At 60.0% G+C, this 22,016-nt stretch carries 19 protein-coding genes; 7 read left to right on the top strand and 12 right to left on the bottom strand.

The window, feature by feature from the left end:
• Positions 1-34: 34 nt before the first annotated feature.
• The 7 genes from ACYZUD_RS20730 (at position 35) to ACYZUD_RS20700 (ending at position 7,011) form a co-directional block, all read left to right on the top strand.
• On the top strand, positions 35-712 hold the full coding sequence (locus ACYZUD_RS20730; RefSeq protein ID WP_462019914.1) for a hypothetical protein: 678 nt from the start codon (positions 35-37) through the stop codon (positions 710-712).
• Between the two features lie 158 nt (positions 713-870).
• A complete protein-coding gene (cobG, locus tag ACYZUD_RS20725) occupies positions 871-2,178 on the top strand; it encodes a precorrin-3B synthase (RefSeq protein ID WP_462025083.1) in 1,308 nt (435 codons plus the stop codon).
• A complete protein-coding gene (locus tag ACYZUD_RS20720; protein WP_462019913.1) occupies positions 2,171-2,797 on the top strand; it encodes a precorrin-8X methylmutase in 627 nt (208 codons plus the stop codon). The genes cobG and ACYZUD_RS20720 overlap by 8 nt, the downstream gene beginning before the upstream one ends.
• Positions 2,797-3,528 (top strand): precorrin-2 C(20)-methyltransferase, encoded by a 732-nt coding sequence (locus ACYZUD_RS20715; RefSeq protein ID WP_462019912.1) that lies wholly within the window; start codon positions 2,797-2,799, stop codon positions 3,526-3,528. The genes ACYZUD_RS20720 and ACYZUD_RS20715 overlap by 1 nt, the downstream gene beginning before the upstream one ends.
• Positions 3,528-5,231, top strand: coding sequence for a precorrin-3B C(17)-methyltransferase (cobJ, locus tag ACYZUD_RS20710; protein ID WP_462019911.1), 1,704 nt, complete (start codon positions 3,528-3,530; stop codon positions 5,229-5,231). Before ACYZUD_RS20715 ends, cobJ begins: the two co-directional genes overlap by 1 nt.
• Positions 5,232-5,479: 248 nt before the next feature.
• On the top strand, positions 5,480-6,295 hold the full coding sequence (locus tag ACYZUD_RS20705; RefSeq protein ID WP_462019910.1) for a hypothetical protein: 816 nt from the start codon (positions 5,480-5,482) through the stop codon (positions 6,293-6,295).
• 53 nt (positions 6,296-6,348) lie between these two features.
• Positions 6,349-7,011, top strand: a complete 663-nt coding sequence (locus ACYZUD_RS20700) for a hypothetical protein (protein WP_462019909.1) — start codon at positions 6,349-6,351, stop codon at positions 7,009-7,011.
• Positions 7,012-7,040: 29 nt separating this feature from the next.
• Here the strand turns inward: ACYZUD_RS20700 and ACYZUD_RS20695 are convergent, their stop codons facing one another.
• The 12 genes from ACYZUD_RS20695 to ACYZUD_RS20640 form a co-directional block, all read right to left on the bottom strand.
• Positions 7,041-7,637, bottom strand: coding sequence for a MarC family protein (locus ACYZUD_RS20695; RefSeq protein WP_462019908.1), 597 nt, complete (start codon positions 7,635-7,637; stop codon positions 7,041-7,043).
• A 65-nt stretch (positions 7,638-7,702) separates the two neighbouring features.
• A complete protein-coding gene (locus ACYZUD_RS20690; RefSeq protein WP_462019907.1) occupies positions 7,703-10,480 on the bottom strand; it encodes a hybrid sensor histidine kinase/response regulator in 2,778 nt (925 codons plus the stop codon).
• A gap of 99 nt (positions 10,481-10,579) precedes the next feature.
• On the bottom strand, positions 10,580-11,875 hold the full coding sequence (purD, locus tag ACYZUD_RS20685) for a phosphoribosylamine--glycine ligase (RefSeq protein ID WP_462019906.1): 1,296 nt from the start codon (positions 11,873-11,875) through the stop codon (positions 10,580-10,582).
• A 172-nt stretch (positions 11,876-12,047) separates the two neighbouring features.
• Entirely contained in the window at positions 12,048-13,655 is a 1,608-nt protein-coding gene (gene purH / locus ACYZUD_RS20680; RefSeq protein ID WP_462019905.1) for a bifunctional phosphoribosylaminoimidazolecarboxamide formyltransferase/IMP cyclohydrolase, read from the bottom strand.
• 81 nt (positions 13,656-13,736) lie between these two features.
• Entirely contained in the window at positions 13,737-14,057 is a 321-nt protein-coding gene (fis, locus tag ACYZUD_RS20675) for a DNA-binding transcriptional regulator Fis (RefSeq protein ID WP_007907419.1), read from the bottom strand.
• On the bottom strand, positions 14,054-15,064 hold the full coding sequence (dusB, locus tag ACYZUD_RS20670; protein WP_462019904.1) for a tRNA dihydrouridine synthase DusB: 1,011 nt from the start codon (positions 15,062-15,064) through the stop codon (positions 14,054-14,056). Before dusB ends, fis begins: the two co-directional genes overlap by 4 nt.
• 185 nt (positions 15,065-15,249) lie before the next feature.
• The gene (locus tag ACYZUD_RS20665) at positions 15,250-16,473 is read right to left on the bottom strand and encodes a DUF3426 domain-containing protein (protein WP_462019903.1); all 1,224 of its coding nucleotides are present in this window, start codon (positions 16,471-16,473) and stop codon (positions 15,250-15,252) included.
• Between the two features lie 30 nt (positions 16,474-16,503).
• Entirely contained in the window at positions 16,504-17,382 is an 879-nt protein-coding gene (gene prmA / locus ACYZUD_RS20660) for a 50S ribosomal protein L11 methyltransferase (RefSeq protein WP_462019902.1), read from the bottom strand.
• A 304-nt stretch (positions 17,383-17,686) separates the two neighbouring features.
• Positions 17,687-19,045 carry an acetyl-CoA carboxylase biotin carboxylase subunit gene (accC, locus tag ACYZUD_RS20655; protein WP_462019901.1) on the bottom strand — a complete coding sequence of 453 codons (1,359 nt, stop codon included), beginning with the start codon at positions 19,043-19,045 and terminating at the stop codon, positions 17,687-17,689.
• A 17-nt stretch (positions 19,046-19,062) separates the two neighbouring features.
• Complete coding sequence (gene accB, locus ACYZUD_RS20650) at positions 19,063-19,524, bottom strand: acetyl-CoA carboxylase biotin carboxyl carrier protein (RefSeq protein WP_054044024.1); 462 nt, start codon at positions 19,522-19,524, stop codon at positions 19,063-19,065.
• A gap of 24 nt (positions 19,525-19,548) precedes the next feature.
• Entirely contained in the window at positions 19,549-20,004 is a 456-nt protein-coding gene (gene aroQ / locus ACYZUD_RS20645; protein ID WP_462019900.1) for a type II 3-dehydroquinate dehydratase, read from the bottom strand.
• Positions 20,005-20,135: 131 nt separating this feature from the next.
• Positions 20,136-21,875, bottom strand: a complete 1,740-nt coding sequence (locus ACYZUD_RS20640) for a protein-disulfide reductase DsbD (protein ID WP_462019899.1) — start codon at positions 21,873-21,875, stop codon at positions 20,136-20,138.
• Between the last annotated feature and the right edge of the window lie 141 nt (positions 21,876-22,016).

The following is a 22,016-nucleotide window of genomic DNA, read 5'->3' as shown; positions in this document are numbered from 1 at the left end:
TTATTCAATGTAAGTAAAAAGGCAGTGTTAAGTAATGGAATTAAACTTAGATGGCGCACGAAATCATATGGGTGCTCTTTTAGAAGAGAGGAGTGCAGCCGTGGTTGATAATAAGTTGTTGGCATTTTTGCCGGGTTTGTCCAGGCAGGATAAACAGTACATCAAGAACAGTATGCAATGGGCGGAGCATCGTGCTGATCTTCGCTACAACAGGGTACTTAACCCGGCCCAATGGTTTGAGCACTTTTCGGGCGTGCTCTGGTCTGTTGGCTGGAGTCTTGAGCACGCCCCCGTGGAAGTCATTGACAGCAATTATTCAGGCGACCTGGTGGGAAGTTGGTCTAACGCATTGTCGACGCAAGTAAGTAGGGCGAAGTTGCAGTTGATTAAAGAGACTTTCGGGTTTCTTGAGCATGATCGTTCTGCGCTTGATTTACTTTCCTCGCGTGCCCAGCAATCGGGAGACTTCCGGTTTTTACCGGCAGAGTACAACCGCTACAAAGAGCTTGAGATATTGGTCACCAATGTGCGGTTGCTCAGCTCGAACTGGGGCTCGACTTTTTTGTTCTGGGAGGTGGAGCATCCAGGATCACAACTCGATATTCGGGTGCGACGATTTTCGGCCAAGCCGCGCGAGATGAACAAGTATCGAGAAAGCCTGGCCGATGCGGTGAAAGACATGAGGTTTTCGGAGCTTGAATTGATGATGTAGCCGTGTCGCTAGGGATAATGGACTCCCTCCGGATCTCTCCTCGGAGGCATTCCGACCGGCAGTTTTTCATGCCATGAAGCAAAGCAGGCATAATACCGCGCGCTCACCTGCGAACTGCCTCGCCAACCGAACCGGTCACCTCCTTGAACGAACGTCCGCTGTCCATTGCCTTACGCCCCTCGGCCTGTCCGGGGTTGCTGCGCATCGTCCCGGCACTGGATGGTGGTATCTGCCGGATCAAATTGAACGGCGGCTCGATCAGCGCCGTTCAGGCCGAAGCAGTGGCGGCGGCAGCCGAATGTTTCGCCTGTGGGGCTATCGAGGCGACCAACCGCGCCAACCTGCAGATACGCGGTATTGGCAGCGAACAAACGGCACTGATAGACAGTCTTCTCGCCGCAGGCCTGGGGCCACAAACCGCGGCGGGCGATGATGTGCGCAACCTGATGCTCAGCCCCAGCGCCGGGATTGATCGGCAGATGCTGTTCGATACGCGCCCGCTGGCTGAGCAGATACTCACCACTTTGCAAAATCAGGCGCGTTTCCATGATCTCAGCGCCAAGTTTGCCGTCCAACTGGATGGAGGCGAGGCGTTGGCGATGCTCGAGCATCCTCATGACCTGTGGCTGAGCGCTGTTGAACAGGAGAGCGAGCAATGGCTGGCCTTCGGGCTGGCCGATTGCCCGACGGATGCTCCGCTCGGTGCGGTGCGATTGGCGGATGGTCACGCATTGGTGGTTGCTGTGCTTGAGTTGCTTCTCGAACTGGCACGCCCCGATCAGACGCGTATGCGTCATTTGTTGGCCGACTACCCGGTTGCCTGTTTTCTCGAACGACTGGCTGAACGTGTGCCATTGAAGTCCATTGCGGGTTGGCAACGTTCCTTGAATCCGGAAGTTCTGCACATTGGCGCTCATCCGCAGGCCGAAGCCGATCACCTGTATATCGGCGCGGTACCGCCTCTGGGGCGGCTGAACCCCGCAATGCTCAGAGGCGCGGCGCAACTGGCGGCGGAGTTCGGCGACGCAAGTCTGCGTTTTACTCCCTGGCAAAACCTGCTGTTGCCCAATGTGCGCAAAGAGCACTGCGCTGAAGTCATTCGGCGATTGGAACATCTGGGTTTGTCCTGCGACGCCAATCAGCCATTGTCGCGGTTGATCGCCTGCACCGGCTCCAGTGGTTGCGGCAAAGGCCTGGCTGACACCAAGGGCGACGCTCGGCAATTGGCTACGCTGATGCAACGATATGGCCGTGTGCTGAACGTGCATTTGTCCGGTTGCTCGCGTTCCTGCGCCGCCGCGCACATTGCGCCGGTCACTTTGCTGGCCGTCAGCCCTGGTCATTACGATCTCTATTTTCGCGAAGCGGGGCAGCCGGCTTTCGGCGCCCTGCACGCACGCAACCTTACTATTGAAGCGGTCGACGCCTTGCTCGACGCCCGCTCACGGAGCCCCCTTGATGCTTGATTACATCCGCGACGGTCAGGAGATCTATCGCAACTCCTTCGCGATCATTCGCGCCGAGGCCAACCTCGACCGAATCCCGGCCGATCTGGAAAAACTCGCGGTGCGGGTGATTCATGCCTGCGGCATGGTCAATGCGATTGACGGTCTGCAATTCTCCGACGGCGCGGGCAAGGCAGGGCGCGATGCGCTGGCCGCTGGCGCACCGATTCTGTGTGATGCGCGGATGGTGTCCGAGGGCGTGACCCGCACGCGTTTACCCGCCAACAACCAGGTCATCTGCACCCTGCGCGATGAAAGCGTTCCGGACTTGGCCCGTGAGCTGGGCAACACCCGTTCCGCCGCCGCGCTGGAACTGTGGCGCCCGCATCTGGACGGCAGTGTGGTGGTGATCGGTAATGCGCCGACTGCGTTGTTTTATTTGCTGGAAATGCTCGACGCGGGCGCCCCGAAACCGGCGCTGATCCTCGGCTTCCCGGTGGGCTTTGTTGGCGCCGCCGAATCCAAGGCTGCGCTCGCGGCCGACAGTCGCGGCGTGCCTTTTGTCATCATGCAAGGCCGGCTGGGCGGTAGCGCCATGGCCGCCGCCGCCGTCAACGCCCTCGCCACGGAGATCGAATAATGCAGGCACCTGGACGTTTGATCGGCCTTGGCGTTGGTCCCGGTGATCCGGAGCTGATTACGGTCAAAGCCCTGCGCCTGTTGCGCGAATCGCCGGTGGTGGCGTACTTCGTTGCCAAGGGGAAAAAGGGTAATGCCTTCGGCATCATCGAGGCGCATTTGCAGGACGCGCAAACCTTGCTGCCGCTGGTATACCCGGTGACCACCGAGGCATTGCCGGCACCGTTGTCCTATGAACAAGTGATCAGCGATTTCTACGATGCGGCCGGCGAAGAACTCGCCGCGCATCTGGATGCCGGTCGTGATGTGGCAGTGATTTGTGAGGGCGATCCGTTCTTCTACGGCTCCTACATGTACCTGCACGATCGTCTGGCGGAACGCTATGAAGCCGAAGTCGTGCCGGGTGTCTGCTCGATGTTCGGCGGTGCTTCAGTGTTGGGAGCGCCGTTGGTGTATCGCAATCAGAGCCTGTCGGTGCTGTCCGGCGTGCTGCCGCACGACGACCTCAAGCGTCGACTGGCCGATGCCGACGCGGCGGTGATCATGAAGCTGGGCCGCAACTTCCCCAAGGTCCGGCAAGTGCTGGAGGAACTCGGGTTGGCCGAGCGGGCGCTGTACGTCGAGCGCGCCACCATGGCCAATCAGAAAATTGTCCCGCTGGATCAGGTCGAGCCGATGTCCTCGCCGTACTTCTCGTTGATCATCGTTCCCGGTGAAAGGTGGCAAGGCTGATGACTCGTCCCGTTCCGGCGATTGTCATTCTCGGCAATGGCAGCCTCGCCACCGCGCGCAAGATTCAGTTGTTGTACCCCGGCGCCCTGATTCACGGCCTGGCCGAACGGGTCGAGGGTGCGGACCGCGTCTATCGCGAGTTCGGTGCAACCCTGCGTGAGCTCTATCAACAGGACACGCCGATCATTGCCCTGTGCGCGGCCGGCATCGTGATCCGCACCCTGGCGCCGTTGCTGCTTGAAAAAGGCGCTGAGCCGCCGGTGCTGGCGGTGGCCGAAGATGGCAGCGCGGTGGTGCCGTTGCTCGGTGGCCTGGGTGGGGTGAATGTGCTGGCTCGCGAAATCGCGGCCGGTCTGGACGTGACAGCGGCCATCACCACCAGCGGTGAATTGCGTTTCGGCACCTGCCTGCTCAATCCACCCAGTGGTTATGCCTTGGGTGATCTGGAACTGGGCAAGCGCTTCGTTTCCGATTTGCTGGCGGGTGAAACAGTGCGCATCGAAGGCGCGGCGCCGTGGTTGGCGCAAGCGCAGTTGCCTGAAAATCCGGACGCACGGCTGGCTGTGCATGTCGGTCATTCCGAGCGAACGCCTGCGGCCAACGAACTGTTGATCTATCCACGCAACGTGGTGGTCGCGGTGAGTGCCGGCGTGGCTAGCTTGCCGGGCGCCATTCGCGATGCGTTGCATCAGGCAAAAGTCGCGGTGCAGTCGGTGGCCTGTCTGCTGGTCGCCGACTCCGAAGTGGCCAACCCGACGTTGCGTGAAACGGCGCTGGAACTGGGCGTGCCGTTGCGTTTTGCCAACGACGCAGGCGCTGTCAACGAGCTGGCGCGCAACGCGATCGGGCAGCCTGTTTCCATGCTCGGTGATGATGCGATTGCCATCGCCGTTGCCGAGCAGCCATTGGACCCATCGCAGATCGGTCGCCCTCGAGGCCGCCTGGCAGTGATCGGCCTCGGCCCCGGCGCTGCCGAGCTGATGGTGCCGGCGGTCAAGGCAGAGCTGGCTCGCGCCAATGATGTGCTCGGTTACGAAACCTATGTGCGCATGGCCGGACCGTTCCGCGACGATCAGGTGATGCATTGCACCGACAACCGTGAAGAGATGCAGCGAGCCCGTCACGCTTTTGAGTTGGCGGCACAAGGGCGTTCGGTGGTAGTGGTTTCATCAGGCGATCCGGGTGTTTTTGCCATGGCTGCCGCCGTGTTGGAAGCGCTTCACGAGTCCAGCGATGCCTCGTGGCACAACGTCGACCTGGAAATCCTGCCGGGTGTTTCGGCATCGCTGGCGACGGCCGCTCAAGCAGGGGCTCCGTTGGGGCATGACTTCTGTGTGTTGTCGCTGTCGGACAACCTCAAGCCCTGGGAGATCATCGAGAAACGCCTGGACCTGGCGGCACAAGCCGATCTGGCCCTGGCCTTCTACAACCCGATCTCGCGCTCGCGGCCATGGCAACTGGGCCGTGCACTGGAAATCGTCGCCGGGCACCGCACTGCGCAAACGCCCGTGGTGCTGGGGCGGGATATCGGTCGTCCGGGCCAGACCTTGCGGGTGACCACCCTCGGGCAATTGACTCCCGATCAGGTCGATATGCGAACGATGGTGTTAATTGGTTCATCCACAACGTGTGTCTTCCCGCGCGCCGAAGGTGGCAGCTGGGTATACACGCCGCGCTGGTATGGCCTCAAACCGGCTTCATGAGTATTCGCGGCCCGATCGGGCCGCTTCACGGTCACGGGTGTCAGATGTTTTGTGAAGTTGTCTCTATGGAACTGTTCTAGTTGGTTGAATTTTTCTTGTCTGGTTTGATGGGTGTAACTTCTTAATTGCAGTTGTTAGTTGTTGCTTCTGAAATGTATTGAATTTCATGTTGGTTGATTAAATTAGGGCTGCGCGTTAATTTTAATTCGCGCCCTGATGGCGTTTAATCAATGAAAGGAATCAATTAAGTGACCGAAGTTATCAATCAGAAAATCTCCGCTGCCGAACGTGTTGCGCTAATTGAAGAGTGCAATAAGTTGATCGTTCAGCAACCTGTGCCTCGTTCGTTTTCTGTCTCCAGCAATGCGCAGTTACCCATCGATAAAGATGAGTTGAATGCCGCGATCATGGGTACTGGTATCGCCGGCTTTGATAAGAGTATGTCCCCGCGAAGCAAGCGTATTGTAAAAAATACATACATGTATGCAGATCTTGTGGCACTGCTTAAATATCCTGACGCCAAACAGAAGGAGCAGCGTTACAACGAATTCATGAGGCTTATGAAACTGAGCGGGTGGTTTGTTTTCAGTTCGCCTTACAACAAGTATCGGTCCACATCGCAGAAGCTGACCATGGACAATGTGGCGCTGGGTATCCTGCATACGGCAGTGACGGCTGCGGTCAGTAAAGGTGCGGCAGCCGTGAAAGTGCTGTCCTCCGTCGCCGACGCGACCATGGACGCGCTGAAGAATGAGCCGGAGGCATTAAAGCTTTTTGAGCGAAACTCCAAGAAAGCCGAGGGCGGAAACTTTTGCATGTCGAGTGCTCTGCAAGGTGTCGACGGTGACATCACCATGGCAATTGCGGCGGTTCAATACGTCGCCAAGGCACAACCGACCAAGGTACTGTTTGTAGAATGGACGTCCTCCAGTGTCGAAATCTATAACAGTGCGGCCAGCATGAATATGGATGAAGAGGATTATCTGATGGTGGAACCTCTGATCCTGAAGGCACTGGCGGATCAGCGTCAAAAGGCACTCACCTACGAGTTCGGCGCGGCCTGAATTTGACTGAAGTCAGAGGTGCAAGCCTCTGACTTTTCAATAGGGTGAATGCCATGAGCGCAGCATCGAATTACGCAACTTATATTTGTGCAGGCACTGTGATCCTGGTGGCGAATGAGTTGTCCGAATCCCACAGTCAGGACGGCCTTGATTCGCTGCTTTATTCCCAGACAGTGGCATCCCGTAAGTTCCCGGATTTCGCGCAGTCTGATCTGTGGATAAATGCCAGCCGAATAGCGATGAAAACACTGGGCGGAATATTGTTCAGTGAACCGAATATCAGCCTGCCCGTTCCCGCATCGGGCGCTTTTACCCTGGGTGAAATGGCGCAGCAGGTGCTGCGACAGTTGGTATCACCAACGGCTGAACAGTCGTTGAAAACCTCTCTGGTGGCATTGTCACAGTGCGCACCGGATTCCCCGGAAAGCACCTTGCTTCACGAGCACATGGTGCAGAACCAGCGACGGGTACAGTTCAAGTTTGGAGTGATGTCGCCAGGCGTGGCGGTGGCGGTCGCCGCGATATCCTTCGAGTTTGACGAAGTCGTCGCGGGCAACCTTTTCAGTCACCGCTTCAGTCATGAAAAAGTGATCGGTAACGTTTTGGTCGGTGGATACAAGGCATTGGTGGAATCGGAAGATTACGATCTCTCTCGCGCAACCGTCATTTCACTCCTGGGTACCCGGCGTCAGGAACAGATTATCAAATTGGCCTGACGGGTTTGGCCGGGCTTGTGGTGCCGCCGCTACGGCACCAGATACCCCTTCACCCCGGTAAAGATGATCTGCGCCGCCAAGGCGCATACAAACAACCCCATCAACCGGCTGACAATCTGCAAGCCCTGGTCGCCAAGAATCCGCTCGATGCGGCTGGACAGATAAAGCACTACACCCACGGTAAAGCTGGCCAGGGCAATACTGAGGATGGCGGTGAGTTTGTCGTCCCAGTGTGGCTGGCTCACGCCCATCACCAGCAGTGCACCGATGGTGCCGGGGCCGACCGTCAGCGGGATGGTCAGCGGGACGATGGTCACGTCCTGTTGCACGTTATCGGTCTGCACCGCCGACTTGCCTTGGGCCATGCCCAGTGCCGAGATGAACAGTACGCTGCCAGCACCGATACGGAAGGCGTCCACGGTGATGCCGAAAACATCGAAGATCACGCGCCCGAACAGGTAAAGCAGGATGCTGGAGACCAGTGTGGCAGTCGCCACTTTCCAGGCCAGCCGACGTTGCTCCTTGCGCGAATAACCGCGGGTCAGACTGATGAAGCAGGACAACACGAAGAATGGGCTGTAGAGCACCAGCATCTTCAGGTAAACGCTGAACAACACGTGGAGCATGGGTGCAAGCTCACTGGCGAGGGAAGTCGTGAGGGAGTCTATCAGGGGTTGCGGGGTCTGTCGGCTCAGGACGTTTGAGTCGCGGCCCGGTTCTGCTGATCGCGCTGGGCAACCCAATGTTCGATCAGTTCGCGCAACTGCGACAGCTCGACCGGTTTGGCCATGTGCCCGTCCATGCCGGCCTGACGCGCGCGCTCCTTATGCTCGGCGAGGATGTGCGCGGTCAACGCCACCACGGGAGTGCGAGTCCGCTGGTTGCCGACTTCCCAGGCGCGTAATTGCTGGGTGGCCGAGAAGCCGTCGAGGATCGGCATTTCGCAGTCCATCAGTACCAGGTCGTAACGTTGGGCTTTCATCGCCTGCAAGGCTTCCTCGCCATTGCTGGCGGTGTCCGGTTGCAGGTTGAGTTTGCCCAGCATGCCGCGGATCACCTTGGTCGAAATGCTGTTGTCTTCGGCCACCAGAATGCGGAAATCGCTGGGGACCTTGACCGGCAGGGTAGGGCCGGTGGGCAGGTGCTGCGAGACAGCGAGACCCTTGTTGCGCTGGTTCAGCTCATCTGCCAGCGTCGTCTTGAGGGTGTAGCCGGCCACCGGTTTGGCGAGGATGCGTTTGATCCCGGAGTTGCGCGCGATGATCTTGCTTGGCGCGTTGCTGATGCCCGTGAGCATGATCAGCAGAATGTCGTGGTTCAGGCTCGGGTCTTCCTTGATCTTGGCCGCCAGTTGCATGCCGGTCATGCCGGGCATGTTCTGGTCGAGCAGGACCACATCGAAGTAATCGCGCAGATGGGCCTTGGTGCGCAGCAGCGCGAGCGCTTCCTTGCCGGACGGTACGGCACTGACATTCAGGCCCCAGGCGCTGCACTGTTGCACCAGCACCTTGCGACAGGTGTCGTTGTCGTCCACCACCAGCACTCGTGCTCCCTGCAGCGGACCATCGAGGTCGGACGTCGGGTGTTCGAGGCGGTCAGGGTCCAGCGGCAAGGTCAGCCACAACGTGCTGCCCTGGTTGGCGCCACTCTTGATGCCGAACTCCCCTTGCATCAGGCGAATCAGCTGACGGGCGATCACCAGCCCCAGGTTTCCTCCCAGGCGGGTCGCCGAGAGGAAGTTCTTGCTGTGCAGTTCGGCGTGCATCAGCGCGTCGCGCTCTTCGGCATCCATGGACTCGCCGCTGTCCTGCACGGCGATGCGCAGGCGTGGTTTGGCGCTGCGCTCGTCGAGGGCGACGACGATCAGGATCTCGCCTTCGTCGGTTTTCTTCAGGGCGTTTTCCAGCAGGCTCAGCAGGGTCTGGCGCAGGCGCGTCGGGTCACCGCTGATGACCCGTGGCACTTGTGGCTGGATGAAGCTGATCAGCTCGACGTTCTGCTGTTCGGCCTTGGCGCGGAAGATGCTCAGGCAGTCTTCGATCAGCGCATTGAGATCGAACTGCACATCGTCCAGTTCGATCTGCCCGGATTCGAGCTTGGAGATGTCAAGAATCTCGTTGATCAGGGTCAGCAGTTCGTTGCCGGCGCTGTGGATCGTTTGCACATAGTCGCGTTGCTTGACCGAGAGCGGCGTGCCCAGCAACAACTCGGTCATGCCTAGCACGCCATTCATCGGGGTTCGGATTTCATGGCTGATCTTCGCCAGAAATTCTGCCTTGGCGTTGATCTCGGCGTTGCTGGCGGCCAGGTCGCGACTGACGCTGAACCGGTCCTCGGTGATGCTGCGCTGGCGTTCGCCCAGGGCAATGCTCATCAGCAGGCCGCTGATGCAGATGACCACCAGCAGCGTGGTGATCAGGCCTTGAGGTTCAATGAGGGTTAACCCCAGCAGGGCTGGGAGGATGATCAGCGTGCCGACGTTGAACACCACCATGGCCGCTACAAACAGACGCGCCGGACGGTAGCCTTTTTGCCAGTGCCAGGCGCTGACGAACAACATGGTCAAGCCTGCGAGGGCGACCAGGGCGTAGGTGATGATGTTCAACGGCAGCGTGTTGACGAATAACAACAACAGGCCGCAGGCAGTGATGAACAGGATGTCGCCCAGCAGCAGCCTGTTCAGCGGGTGCGGGCCCAGCGGGGCGAAGAATCGGTAGGCAAGCATCAACCCGCACGGTGCGGTGAGCAACAAGGCGAGGTAAGCGCCCGGTGTTTGTATTTCATGCCAGGCCGGCAACCATGGCCCCGCCAGGTTCAGCAGCAGCACCAGGCTGAGCATCAACAACGCTTCACAGCCTGCCAGCCAGAGGCTGCTGCGCGACCGGGTGTAGGCGTACCGGATGAGGTTGTGCAGGATCAGCATCCCGATACAACCGAACAGCAGGCCGTAAATCAGCGTCTGGTTCTGATTGGCCGCGGTCATGATCGCCGATTGCAGGGTGATGTAGGGCCGCATCTGGTGTTCGGAAACCAGTCGCAGGTAAACGTCGAGGGGTTTGTCACTTTGCGGCAACGGCAACATGAAGTCGCTGTTGGGTAATGGCCGTTCAGCCTGGGGCTGGTCGGTGCCGGTGTTCAATTGCTCGACGAGCTTGTCACCGTCCAGCACATACAGATTGAGGTGCGACAGGTCGGGAGCGAACACGCGCAGCAACTGCTCATGCTTGCCCGGCGTCAGCCTGAAACGCAACCATAACGCACCGTCGGGCTCGGCCGCGGTGAGGTGTTCGAGTTCAATGGGGCTGAATTGATTGATGTAGCGAGCGGAACGGATGTCGCTCAGCTGCAGGTCGCCCTGTTCATCGAGCAATACTGCCCAGCCACTGCCTTGCGCGGCCTGGGCCGGGAGCATGCAGAGCAAGGTCAGCAGCGTGACAGTGAAACCTATGGCAATCCTGAGCCAGCGCACGGCGAAATCCCTTCGTAGGTTGATGCCAGAATATAACTATGCGCGGCGCCGGAATAGTCCGGCAAGGGCCAGAAGCCCTTGCCCGGCCGAATGGATAACCTATTCCTGATTTTCGCCACGCTCGCGGGCAATGGCGCGGTAGCCAATGTCCTTGCGATAGAAACAGCCTTCCCAGTCGATTTTGGCCGCCAGTTTGTAAGCCTGCTGTTGAGCAGCATCGACGCTGGCGCCCATGGCCGTGGCGCAGAGCACCCGACCACCGGCTGTCACCACTTGCCCGTCCTTGAGCGCAGTACCGGCGTGGAAGACTTTGCCTTCCAGTGCCGCGGCTGCATCCAGGCCGTTGATCGCTACGCCTTTGGCGTAGTCGCCAGGATAGCCGCCAGCCGCCAGCACGATGCCAACGCTCGGACGTGGGTCCCATTGCGCTTCGACCTTGTCCAGGGCTTGCGCCAGGGCAGCTTCGACCAGCAATACCAGGCTCGACTGCAAACGCAGCATCACCGGTTGGGTCTCAGGGTCGCCGAAACGGCAGTTGAATTCGATGACTTTTGGGTTACCAGCTTTGTCGATCATCAGGCCGGCATACAGGAAGCCGGTGTAAACGTTGCCTTCCTCGGCCATGCCACGCACGGTCGGCCAGATCACCAGGTCCATGACACGCTTGTGCACTTCGCTGGTGACCACTGGAGCAGGGGAGTAAGCACCCATGCCGCCGGTGTTCGGGCCGGTGTCGCCGTCGCCAACACGCTTGTGGTCCTGGCTGGTGGCCATCGGCAGCACATTCTTGCCGTCGACCATGACGATGAAGCTGGCTTCTTCGCCATCCAGGAATTCTTCGATGACCACACGCGAACCGGCGTCGCCGAATGCGTTGCCGGCCAGCATGTCACGCACGGCGTCTTCGGCTTCAGCCAGGGTCATGGCAACGATCACGCCTTTACCGGCGGCCAGGCCATCGGCCTTGATCACGATCGGTGCGCCTTTTTCACGCAGGTAAGCCAGGGCTGGCTCGATCTCGGTGAAGTTCTGGTAGTCGGCGGTCGGGATCTTGTGGCGAGCCAGGAAATCCTTGGTGAACGCTTTCGAACCTTCCAGTTGAGCGGCGCCTGCGGTTGGGCCGAAGCAGTCCAGGCCACGGGCGCGGAACAGATCGACGACGCCGGCAACCAGCGGCACTTCCGGGCCGACGATGGTCAGGGAAACGTTTTTCTCGGCGAAGTCGGCCAACTGCTCAAGGGCCAGCACGTCGATAGCGACGTTCTCGCACTTGGCTTCAATGGCGGTGCCGGCGTTGCCCGGGGCAACGAACACTTTCTGCACGCGCGGATCCTGAGCGACTTTCCAGGCCAGGGCGTGTTCACGGCCACCGCTGCCAATGATCAAAACATTCATTTCAAAAACCTCAAAAATCTGTGAAGACACTGCAAACTTTTGTGGGCGCTGTAGGAGCTGTCGAGTGAAACGAGGCTGCGATCTTTTGATTTTGCTTCAAAAACCAGATCAAAAGATCGCAGCCTCGTTTCACTCGACAGCTCCTACAGGCTCCCACAAGAGGCGCGTCGTATCAGTGACGGAAGTGGCGCATGCCGGTGAAGACCATCGCGATGCCGGCCTCGTCAGCCGCAGTGATCACTTCGTTATCACGCATCGAGCCGCCAGGCTGGATCACCGCGGTGATACCGACCTTGGCCGCGTTGTCGATACCGTCACGGAACGGGAAGAACGCATCCGATGCCATGACCGCACCCTGCACCTGCAAACCGGCGTGCTCAGCCTTGATCGCGGCGATGCGGGCGGAGTTCACGCGGCTCATCTGGCCAGCGCCGACACCGATAGTCTGACGGTTCTTGGCGTAGACAATGGCGTTGGACTTAACGTACTTGGCGACTTTCCAGGCGAAGATCAGGTCGTGGATTTCCTGTTCGGTCGGGGCGCGCTTGGTCACGACTTTCAGGTCGTCGGCGCCGATCATGCCGATGTCGCGGCTCTGCACCAGCAGGCCACCGTTGACGCGCTTGTAGTCCCAGGCAGCGGCACGGTCAGCCGACCACTCGCCGCAGGCCAGAAGGCGCACGTTGGCTTTGGCGGCCACGATGGCGCGGGCTTCTTCGCTGACGCTTGGTGCGATGATCACTTCGACGAACTGACGTTCGACGATGGCCTTGGCCGTCTCGGCATCCAGTTCGCGGTTGAACGCGATGATGCCGCCGAACGCGGATTCGGTGTCGGTGGCGTAGGCCAGTTCGTACGCCTGACGGATGCCGCCCTCGGCGTCCGGGCTGACGGCAACGCCGCACGGGTTGGCGTGCTTGACGATCACGCAGGCCGGTTTGACGAAGCTCTTCACGCATTCCAGCGCGGCGTCGGTGTCGGCCACGTTGTTGTACGACAGCTCTTTGCCTTGCAGTTGGGTCGCGGTGGCGATACCGACTTCGGCAGGCTTGGTTTCGACATAGAACGCCGCACTCTGGTGCGGGTTCTCGCCGTAGCGCATTTCCTGGGCCTTGACGAACTGGCTGTTGAAAGTGCGCGGGAATTCGCTGCGACCGGAGGTCGAAAGGGTGTCAGCGGCCTGGTTCACGGTGCCCATGTAGTTGGCGATCATGCCGTCATAGGCCGCAGTGTGCTCGAAGGCCTTGAGCATCAGGTCGAAACGCTGGGCGTAGGTCAGGCCACCGGCCTTGAGGCTTTCCAGAACGTTGGCGTAATCGCTGGCATTGACCACGATGGCCACGTCTTTGTGGTTCTTGGCAGCCGAACGGACCATGGTCGGGCCGCCGATGTCGATGTTCTCGATCGCGGTCGGCAGGTCACAGCCTGGCTTGTTGATGGTGGCTTCGAACGGGTACAGGTTGACGGCTACCAGGTCGATCGGCTTGATGCCGTGTTCGTTCATGATGGCGTCGTCGATACCGCGACGACCGAGGATCCCGCCGTGGATTTTCGGGTGCAGGGTTTTCACCCGACCGTCCATCATTTCTGCGAAACCGGTGTAATCCGCGACTTCCACTGCGGCAACGCCGTTGTCGCGCAGCAGCTTGAACGTTCCACCGGTGGAGAGGATCTCGACGCCCAGAGCTTCGAGCTCCTTGGCGAATTCAAGGATCCCGGTCTTGTCGGAAACGCTGATCAAGGCGCGGCGGATCGGCAGGCGGGTAGTCTGGTCGGTCATTTCAATTTCCATCAAAAGCAAAGGAGTCAGCAAAAAAGGCGACCATTTTTACGCGGGCGCCTTTCTGGTTTGATTGAATGCTTACAGCAAATCGTACTGCTTGAGTTTCTTGCGCAGTGTGCCTCGGTTCAGTCCGAGCAGCTCGCTGGCCTTGGTCTGGTTGCCCTTGACGTAGTTCATCACGCACTCGAGCAGGGGAGCCTCGACTTCGGAGAGCACCAGGTTGTACACATCCGTGACGGCAGCGCCTTCAAGGTGGGCGAAATAATTGTGCAGCGCCTTCTCGACACTCCCGCGAAGGGTCTGACCTTCTTCGCTCGGCGTATTGAGGTGCTGTTTCAAATTCACGTTGTCGCTCACGGGTGTTGTTCCACTCACTAAAGTCTCGGTCATCATCGTCATGCGGCCACCCCCTCTCCGTCCCCTGTCAGGCTCTTGTAACGTTCGGCGAAGAAGCCCCGAACGTTGGCGCATTGTGCTTCCGTATCTTCCAAACGATTGAAGTGGGCGCGAAACTCCCTGGCGCCCGGCAAGGTTGCGAGATACCAGCCCACATGCTTGCGAGCTATGCGCACGCCCATGACGTCTCCATAGAAGACGTGCAGTGCGGCCAGATGCTCTAGCAGAATGCGTTCCACCTCGATCAGATCCAGGGCCGGCAGTTTTTCGCCGGTACGCAGAAAATGATCGATCTCGCGAAAAATCCATGGCCGCCCCTGGGCAGCCCGGCCTACCAACAGGCCATCGGCACCGGTCGCGTCGAGCACGTACCGGGCCTTCTCCGGCGAATCGATATCGCCGTTGGCGAAGACCGGAATCGACACTGCCTGCTTGATCGCGGCAATGGTGTCGTACTCGGCTTCACCGGTGTACAGATCGGCACGGGTGCGGCCATGGACCGCCAGCGCCGTAATGCCTGCCTGCTCGGCGATCTTCGCCACCGTCAGGCCGTTCTTGTTGTCCCGGTCCCAGCCGGTACGGATCTTCAAAGTGACCGGCACATCGACTGCAGCCACCACGGCCTGCAGGATCTCGGTCACCAGTGCTTCATCCTTCAACAGTGCGGAACCGGCGGCCTTGTTGCAGACCTTCTTCGCCGGACAGCCCATGTTGATATCAATAATCTGTGCGCCCAGTTCGACGTTGGCCCGGGCCGCATCCGCCAGCATCTGGGCATCTCCACCGGCGATCTGTACCGAGCGGGGCTCGGGATCACCTTCGTGAATCATGCGCATCCGCGATTTGCGGGTGTTCCACAAACTCATGTCGCTGGTGACCATTTCCGAGACTACAAGCCCCGCGCCCAGTCGTTTGCACAGCTGACGAAAGGGCTGGTCTGTGACACCCGCCATGGGGGCGAGAATCAAGCCGTTGTGCAATGTATATGGACCGATGCGTACCGCCGACATAGGACTTCCCTGTTGTGGGGCCGGATCATGAGAGTTCGAAAAAGGGTTGGCATGATACCCGCTCTCGATGACTGGATAAAGGCTGAATTGAACAAAATCTGAACAGTTATTCTGTTATCGCCAGCGGTTTGGTCCCGGTGGGCAAAGTCAGAAAACCGTCGTCAATCCGGGATCAGTGAATCGATTCACTCAGGCGAATGAAAACTCAGGCTGTAGTTCACCGCTTTGGCGCCCGGATCGAGAATGTCCAGGGCGATGTGGATCGGTGTTTGCGGCGGCATTTCGGCCATGCCTTCAAGATCGCCACTGAGGTACTCGCCGGGCTTGAAGCGACGGCTGGCGATCAAGTGACCGTTAAGGTCGGCAAAGCGCAGCTCCAGCAGCGGGAAGGGCTGGGAGAAGGGGGCGCGGTTGTAGATGATCGCATCGACCACCAGGGCGCCACTGAAGTCCGGATGGCTGCGGACCACCAGGTTGCTGCTTCTGATTTTCGCGATGTCGACTTTCGACGGTACGGTGCAACCGATTTGCGGGCAAAACTGCTGGAACCACGGCCGGTACTGGTCCTGACGTGCCAGCTCGTCGAAGTGGTAGGCGATGTATTGGCCGGCGAGAGCACCGGCACCGAGCAGAATCAGCAGCAACCAGAAAAACCGGCGACCCCAGGGGGAGCGGCGTTTCTGCCAGTCCAGTTGCAGCGGGTCGTCGGTCAGGTCCAGCAGCACCTCGGCGCGTACGGCCGGTTCGCTGCGTTCACGTCGCTTGCGCAGGGGCTCGATCGAGGGCAGGTCGTCGTCGATTTCGTCGGTCGCCGACAGGCGTTCGTGATGCATCGGGGCGTCGAGTGGATCGTTCAGGCGCAGTTGAGGCGGCTCTTCGTCGTCCAGCTCGACAGGCTCCAGGGACAGCGAAGGTTCGGTGCGCGCGAGTATGCCCGTCTCGATCATCGGTTCAGGTGTGACAGTGGTTTCGACCACCTGCGCGCGATCGGCGGCCGACTCGCTGAACAGGCTGTCGGACCACGGCTCTTCGTCGTGCTCGGTGGAATCCCGGCGGGCACTCAGGCTGTCTTCGCGGTGCCGACCGAACTCGGTGGTCGGCTGGATTTCCCGTTGTTCGAGCCGGGCGAGTTCTTCGTCCAGGTCAAGACTGTCCAGATCCAGCTCGGCGGCGGTCCATTGCTTTTGGCTGATGGCCCGAGGCTCCGGCTCCGGCGTATCGACAATGGCCGGAGCAACCGGCGTGTCCGCTTCCTTGCCGACCCGTTGCTCAAGCAACTGTTTGGCGGCGTTGAACACCTGCAAGCACGAGCCGCAACGAACCACTCCACGGGCCACGCTCAACTGAGCATGGCTGACGCGAAAGCTGGTTTGGCAATGCGGGCACTGGGTGACGAAGCTGTCGGTCATGCGGCGATCCGGTTTATGCAGGCGTTCATTCTAGCGCCGACGGCCGGTGATGCGCACCCAGCCATCGCGATTGGCGATCGGGTCCAGCTCGAAGTCCTGAGCGTAGGCCTTGGCCACTTCTTCACCTTGTTCGGCGAGGATGCCCGACAGCGCCAGACGGCCGCCCGGCTTGACCAGGCTGGACAGTTGCGGCGCCAGGGAAACCAGCGGGCCGGCAAGAATGTTGGCCACCAGCACATCGGCCTGAACCTGCGGCAGATCTTCCGGCAGGTAGAGCGGGAACAGCGCTTCGGCAATGTTGTTGCGCCCGGCGTTGTCGCGGGAGGCTTCCAGCGCCTGCACGTCGATGTCGGTGCCGACGGCTTCCTTGGCGCCCAGCAGCAGGGCGGCAATCGCCAGAATCCCCGAGCCGCAGCCGAAGTCCAGCACGTTGCAGTCTTTCAGGTCCTGGCCATCGAGCCATTCCAGGCACAGCGCGGTGGTCGGGTGCGTACCGGTGCCGAACGCCAGGCCCGGGTCCAGCAGCAGGTTCACGGCGTCAGGCTCGGGCGCCGCGTGCCAGCTCGGGACGATCCACAGGCGCTGGCCGAAACGCATCGGCTGGAAACCGTCCATCCAGCTGCGTTCCCAGTCCTGGTCTTCGATAACTTCGCTGTGATGCTCGGGCAGCGGGCTACCGGTCAACAATTCAAGGTGGGCCAGCACGCTGGCGGCTTCGGTGCCACCTTCGAACAAGGCCAGCAGGTGCGTGTGGGACCACAACGGCGTGGTGTTGAGTTCCGGCTCGAAGATCGGCTGATCTTCGGCGTCCATGAAGGTCACCGACACGGCGCCCACTTCAAGGAAAGCGTCTTCGTAGGTTTCGGCTTGTTCTGGGCTGATGGCGAGACGGACTTGCAGCCAAGGCATGGCGGGCACCTTTGAAAAATATTGATTGCAGCCTAGCGGGCTGCGAGAAGCGCGCAAGTTTACGCGAGCGCGGAGGTTTTGTGGGAGTGGCATGACCTGCTTCCACCGCACGGTCCTGAATGGCACCGATACTTGTGGGAGCGAGCCTGCTCGCGATGAGGTCGGCACATTCAGCATCGTCGTCAGCGGCCCACCGCCATCGCGAGCAGGCTCGCTCCCACAGGGTGGGCATGGCAATAGATCGGATGAAATGTCCAGAAACAACAAAGCCGCCCGAGGGCGGCTTTGTTGGTCGGGCTAAAGCTTAGTGCTTGTCGCCAGCCAGCTTGTGTTCCAGGTAGTGGATGTTGACTCCACCTTTGCAGAAGCCTTCATCACGGACCAGGTCGCGGTGCAGCGGGATGTTGGTCTTGATCCCGTCGACAACGATTTCGTCCAGCGCATTGCGCATGCGCGCCATGGCTTCGTCACGGGTTGCGCCGTAGGTGATCAGCTTGCCGATCAACGAATCGTAGTTCGGCGGAACGGCATAGCCACTGTACAGGTGCGAATCGACGCGAACGCCGTTGCCACCTGGAGCGTGGAAATGCTTGACCGTGCCTGGGCTCGGCATGAAGGTTTTCGGGTCTTCGGCGTTGATCCGGCATTCCAGCGCGTGACCGCGGATAACCACGTCATCCTGGGTGTACGACAGCTTGTTGCCAGCGGCGATGCTGAGCATCTCCTTGACGATGTCGATGCCGGTGACCATTTCCGAAACCGGGTGCTCAACCTGAACGCGGGTGTTCATTTCGATGAAATAGAACGCGCCGTTCTCGTACAGGAACTCGAAAGTACCCGCGCCACGGTAGTTGATGTCGATGCAAGCCTTGACGCAGCGTGCGAGGACTTCTGCGCGAGCTTTCTCGTCGATGCCCGGTGCCGGTGCTTCTTCGAGGACCTTCTGGTGACGGCGTTGCAGCGAGCAGTCGCGGTCGCCCAGATGGATTGCGTGACCCTGGCCATCGGAAAGCACCTGGACTTCCACGTGACGTGGGTTGGTCAGGAATTTTTCCAGATAGACCATCGGGTTGCCGAACGCCGCGCCCGCTTCGGAGCGGGTCAGTTTCGCCGAGGAGATCAGGTCTTCTTCTTTATGCACAACGCGCATGCCGCGACCACCACCACCGCCAGCGGCTTTGATGATCACCGGGTAACCGACTTCGCGACCGATGCGCAGAGCGGTTTCTTCGTCTTCAGGCAGCGGGCCGTCGGAACCCGGAACGGTTGGAACGCCGGCAGCGATCATGGCGTGCTTGGCCGATACCTTGTCGCCCATCAGGCGAATGGTGTCGGCTTTCGGGCCGATGAAGGCGAAGCCGGAGTTTTCCACCTGTTCGGCGAAGTCGGCGTTTTCCGCAAGGAAACCGTAGCCTGGGTGAATGGCGGTAGCGCCGGTCACTTCAGCCGCGGCGATGATTGCCGGAATGTGCAGGTAGGAGTGGGCGGCCGATGCCGGACCGATGCAGACGGATTCGTCTGCCAGGCCCAGGTGCATCAGTTCCTTGTCGGCCTTGGAGTAAACGGCGACAGTCTTGATGCCCATCTCTTTGCAGGCGCGCAGGATCCGCAGGGCGATCTCACCGCGGTTGGCGATCAGAACTTTTTCCAACTTCGCAGTCATCAAAGGCTCTCCGCGGTTCAAACGATGGTGAACAGCGGTTGGTCGTACTCAACCGGCTGGCCGTCTTCGACGAGGATGGATTCGATCACACCGCTGGTTTCAGCTTCGATGTGGTTCATCATCTTCATGGCTTCTACGATGCACAGCGTGTCGCCTTTCTTCACGGTCTGGCCGACTTCAACGAAGGACGGCGAGCTTGGCGAAGATTTGCGATAGAAGGTGCCGACCATAGGCGAACGGGCAACGGTGCCGTTCAGAACAGGTGCGGCCGGAGCAGCAGGGGCAGCGGCGGCAACCGGGGCAGCAGCGACAGGCGCTGGAGCCGGAGCGTGCATTGGAGCCGGTGCGTAGTACTGCTGAGCCGGGGTCTTGCTGTGGCGGCTGATACGTACGGACTCTTCGCCTTCCTTGATCTCGAGCTCGTCGATGCCGGACTCTTCCAGCAATTCGATCAGTTTCTTAACTTTACGGATATCCATGAATCATCAACTCCCAAGGGTCGGTCAGGGGCGTTTAGCTTGTTGTTCAAGCTGTTCCAGGGCGGCCTCCAGGGCCAGTCGATAACCGCTGGCGCCAAGGCCGCAGATCACTCCCACCGCTACGTCGGAGAAGTAAGAGTGATGGCGGAAAGGTTCGCGTTTGTGCACGTTAGACAAATGCACTTCGATGAATGGGATGCTCACCGCCAGCAGCGCGTCACGTAATGCGACACTTGTATGCGTAAAAGCTGCTGGGTTGATCAGAATGAAGTCCACACCTTCGCTGCTGGCAGCGTGGATGCGGTCGATCAATTCGTACTCGGCGTTGCTTTGCAGGTACAGCAAATGGTGGCCGGCTTCACGGGCACGACGTTCCAGGTCCTGGTTGATTTGCGCCAGGGTGGTCGCCCCGTAGACGCCCGGTTCGCGGGTGCCGAGCATATTCAGGTTGGGGCCGTGCAGAACCAATAGGGTCGCCATCTGCTGTTCCTTGTTATCTGTGTGCAGTTGTCAGAACCCGGCGACTATGCCGCAAAGCCTTTGTGACTGTCCAGTTCTATGCAATAGCCAGCACGATGGCCGATGTTTGCGCGAAATATGTGACCGAGTGATTAAATCCGGTCATTTGCTTTGGCGACACGTTCGGCGAAGTCCGTGGCGTTGATCTCGCCGATCACTCGCACATCGGCCTGTTCCACGCCGTCCTTGCCGAAAAACATCAGCGCCGGAGGGCCGAACAGTTTGTAGCGGTCCAGCAGGGCACGTTGCTCGGCGTTGCTGGCGGTGATATCGAAGCGGATCAGCCGATAGCCCTTGAGGTGTTCGACGACCTTGGCGTCGTTGAGCACTTGGTGTTCGATGACTTTGCAACTGATGCACCAGTCGGCGTACCAGTCGAGCAGCAACGGGGTGCCGGAGTTTTTGGCCTCGGCGAGGACATGATCCAGCTCGGCCGGCGTGCTGATGGTTTGCCAGTCGCTGGTGCTTTGCGGCTGTTCGTTACTGGTCGCGAGGCGCGGCTGGCCAATCGGATTGAACGGGTCGGTCTGGCCGCTGAAGGCGCCGTACCAACAGGCCAGTGCGTAAAACAGCAGGAACATCCCCAGCAATTGGCCCAGGCGTTTTCTCGGCGGCTTGTAGACGAACTCCAGTGCGCCCATGAACAAGCCGACGCCACCGGCCAGCAAGCCGATCAGCAGCAAGGTGATCTGGCCCGGCAATACTCGACTGAGCAGACCGATCGCCAATCCCAGCAACAACACGCCAATCGCGTTTTTTACGTAGACCAGCCATGGTCCGCTTTTCGGTAGCCAGGCGGCTCCTCCGGTGGCCACCAGCAACAGCGGTGCGCCCATGCCGAGGCCGAGCATGAATAATTTCAGACCGCCGCCCAGAGCATCGCCGCTGGCGCTGATGTACAGCAGCGCGCCGGCCAGCGGTGCCGATACGCAGGGCGAAACCAGCAGGCTGGAAACCACGCCCAGCACTGCGGCGCCCCACAACGAACCGCCTTCGGTGCGACCGGCGATCCGGTCCAGCCGACTGCTGATGGCGTGAGGCAGCTTGAGTTCGAAGACGCCGAACATCGCCAAGGCAAACAGCGCAAAAAACATCGCGAACGGCACCAGCACCCATGCCGATTGCAGGCGCGCCTGGAGATTGAGCTGCGCGCCGAACATCCCCATCAAGGCACCGAGCAGGGCGAAACAGATGGCCATCGGCAGCACATAAGCCAGGGAAAGATTGAACCCGCGCAAGCCGCCGACCTGGCCGCGCAACACCACGCCCGAGAGGATCGGCAGCATCGGCAGCACGCACGGTGTGAAGGTCAGGCCCAGGCCGGCGAGGAAGAACAGCGCCAGTTCGCGCCAGCTCCACGAAGTAGTGGCGGCTCCGCTGCCCTCAATACTCAGGCGCTCGGTCTCGGGCGGATAACACAGGCCTTTGTCGGCGCAGCCCTGGTAAGTCACGGCCAGCGTGAAGGTGCGTTGATCGGTGCGCGGCAGCTCTACATCGAGAATCCCGTGATAGACCTCGACATCGCCGAAGTATTCATCGTGTTTCTGTTCGCCCTTGGGCAATTGCGCGGCGCCCAGGCCAACATCGGACGGGTCGGCGCGAAACTGAAAGCGATGACGGTAGAGGTAGTAACCCTCGGTGGCGACGAAACGCAGCTTGATCGATTGCGGTGTGCTTTCTACCAGACTTAGCTGAAAAGCTTCGCGCACCGGCAGGAAATCGGCGCTGTTGTTGATCGACCCCAGGGTGGCGCTGGGGCGACTCTCCAGCAACCCGGCGGCGGTGGCCGGCAGGGCGAGCACTAAAAGCAGCAGGCAAAGCAAACGGCGCATGACAATCTCGCGTATCGAAAGTGAGGGCATGATAGCGGACGGCGGCGGGGTGTGCAGGGTGGGGTTCTGACGCCATCGCGAGCAGGCTCGCTCCCACAAGGACGCATGACCCTGTGGGAGCGAGCCTGCTCGCGATGACGG

This window comes from Pseudomonas sp. XS1P51 (genome assembly GCF_054897845.1).
The sequence above is the reverse complement of the archived record's forward strand: the minus strand, read 5'-3'. Positions and strand labels throughout refer to the sequence as shown.

What these genes read in the sequence shown, in the direction of transcription:
- ACYZUD_RS20730 (WP_462019914.1), top strand. Translation starts at nt 35, where the DNA reads ATGGAATTAAACTTAGATGGCGCACGAAATCATATGGGTGCTCTTTTA.
- ACYZUD_RS20720 (WP_462019913.1), top strand. Translation starts at nt 2,171, where the DNA reads ATGCTTGATTACATCCGCGACGGTCAGGAGATCTATCGCAACTCCTTC.
- ACYZUD_RS20715 (WP_462019912.1), top strand. Translation starts at nt 2,797, where the DNA reads ATGCAGGCACCTGGACGTTTGATCGGCCTTGGCGTTGGTCCCGGTGAT.
- cobJ (WP_462019911.1), top strand. Translation starts at nt 3,528, where the DNA reads ATGACTCGTCCCGTTCCGGCGATTGTCATTCTCGGCAATGGCAGCCTC.
- ACYZUD_RS20700 (WP_462019909.1), top strand. Translation starts at nt 6,349, where the DNA reads ATGAGCGCAGCATCGAATTACGCAACTTATATTTGTGCAGGCACTGTG.
- ACYZUD_RS20695 (WP_462019908.1), bottom strand. Translation starts at nt 7,637, where the DNA reads ATGCTCCACGTGTTGTTCAGCGTTTACCTGAAGATGCTGGTGCTCTAC.
- purD (WP_462019906.1), bottom strand. Translation starts at nt 11,875, where the DNA reads ATGAATGTTTTGATCATTGGCAGCGGTGGCCGTGAACACGCCCTGGCC.
- purH (WP_462019905.1), bottom strand. Translation starts at nt 13,655, where the DNA reads ATGACCGACCAGACTACCCGCCTGCCGATCCGCCGCGCCTTGATCAGC.
- fis (WP_007907419.1), bottom strand. Translation starts at nt 14,057, where the DNA reads ATGACGATGATGACCGAGACTTTAGTGAGTGGAACAACACCCGTGAGC.
- dusB (WP_462019904.1), bottom strand. Translation starts at nt 15,064, where the DNA reads ATGTCGGCGGTACGCATCGGTCCATATACATTGCACAACGGCTTGATT.
- ACYZUD_RS20665 (WP_462019903.1), bottom strand. Translation starts at nt 16,473, where the DNA reads ATGACCGACAGCTTCGTCACCCAGTGCCCGCATTGCCAAACCAGCTTT.
- prmA (WP_462019902.1), bottom strand. Translation starts at nt 17,382, where the DNA reads ATGCCTTGGCTGCAAGTCCGTCTCGCCATCAGCCCAGAACAAGCCGAA.
- accC (WP_462019901.1), bottom strand. Translation starts at nt 19,045, where the DNA reads ATGACTGCGAAGTTGGAAAAAGTTCTGATCGCCAACCGCGGTGAGATC.
- accB (WP_054044024.1), bottom strand. Translation starts at nt 19,524, where the DNA reads ATGGATATCCGTAAAGTTAAGAAACTGATCGAATTGCTGGAAGAGTCC.
- aroQ (WP_462019900.1), bottom strand. Translation starts at nt 20,004, where the DNA reads ATGGCGACCCTATTGGTTCTGCACGGCCCCAACCTGAATATGCTCGGC.
- ACYZUD_RS20640 (WP_462019899.1), bottom strand. Translation starts at nt 21,875, where the DNA reads ATGCGCCGTTTGCTTTGCCTGCTGCTTTTAGTGCTCGCCCTGCCGGCC.